Raw genomic sequence first — 1,424 nt, 5'->3', positions numbered from 1 at the left:
GAGACAGGTCGGGCACTGCCGGTCAGACGCTCGACCTCGCGGCGCAATTTTCGGCACTGCCCGCGGCGCTCGCCAATGAATTTTCGCCCGGCCTCGACGCCGTCGGCACGCTCAGCGGCACGGCTGGAGTGACCGGGCCGCCGGCCGCTCCCGATGTCCGCTTCAATGCGCAACTGGCTGGCGTCGAAACCAGCCAGACTCGCCAGGCGGGGCTCGGAGCGCTGGCTGTCGACGCGGCAGGCAGTTACACCATGGCCGGCGGCGTGGTGCTCCATCAGGCGACACTGACCGGTGACAAGATTTCCGGCAAGGCAGCCGGCACCCTCAATCCGAACGGCGCCAGCGATTTTGCGCTCGATCTCATCTCATCCGGCCCCAGCCTGCCCCTGATTGTCGGCAGCGCCGGGAGCCCGGTCAAGATCGAAATCCGGTCCTTGTCGGCAAAGGTGGCGGGCGAGAGCACGCGGGCCCGCCTGGATGTCTCTGCGATCCTGCCCTCGATCGTCACCAGTCCAGCGAGGGTGGACGGGCTTGCCCTGGCGTTGCACTCGGATGCGTTCGATCTGAAGAACCGCGCAGGGCCAGTTTCCGGCACAGTGTCGGTGGACAAGGTCGGTCTCGACAATCCGGTGATTGCGCCGCTGATCGCCGGCAAGGTCACGGCGGCGCTCAGCGGTCGCCTGACAGCCGATGCGGTTGCCATAGACAGCGGCTCGCTCAAGAGCGATGCGCTGAACAGCCAGGTTGCCGGCCAGGTATCGCTGCGTGACGGTGCCATCGACCTCAATCTGAAGGCGGATGCCCCATCGTCGGCCTTGCCGGCGGCGGCACGCGGCATGCTTGGCGAACGCGCTGAGATCAGCGCCACGCTGAAGCGCGACCCCAACGGCAGTATCGCTATAGGCGGATTGAAGCTGACCTCGGGCGCGCTGACCGCAGACGGGCAAGCCAGCCTTGCCGACAACAAGGTGGCCGCCGACATCAAGGGTGCGCTGAGCGATATCTCGCTGCTGTCGAAAGACGCCAAGGGCGCCATCGCTTTTGCGTTGAACGCGCAGGGCCCGGCCGCGGCGCCGGACCTGTCGTTGACCATCGACAGCGACCGCCTTCTCGTGGCGGCGCGAGAGATCACCGGGCTGAAGCTGACCGCCACCGGCAAGGCCGATGCCGCCAATCCGGCGGCGAATGTGCAGCTGACCGGCAATGTCGCCGGCCAGGCGCTGCAAGGTAGTGCCGTGCTGGCGACGGCGGACGGCAAGAGCGCCATCAATGGCCTGCTGCTGTCGCTCGGCAAGAACAGGATTTCCGGCGATCTGGCGCTGGATGAAAAGTTCGTGCCGGTCGGCACCATCGCGCTCGACCTGCCCGATATCGGCCCGCTGGCAGCACTTGCCCTGGAGAAGGCCGAAGGCGATGTGCGCGGC

The 1,424-nt window shown here is 67.0% G+C and carries 1 pseudogene; it reads left to right on the top strand.

Annotation, left to right across the window (positions count from 1 at the left end):
- Nucleotides 1-1,424 (top strand): annotated as a pseudogene (locus EN969_RS31005) (translocation/assembly module TamB); the annotation flags it as partial.

The organism is Mesorhizobium sp. M7A.F.Ca.CA.003.01.2.1 (genome assembly GCF_003998945.1).
Lineage (GTDB): Bacteria > Pseudomonadota > Alphaproteobacteria > Rhizobiales > Rhizobiaceae > Mesorhizobium > Mesorhizobium ciceri.
This window is presented reverse-complemented; position numbering and strand designations above follow the sequence as displayed.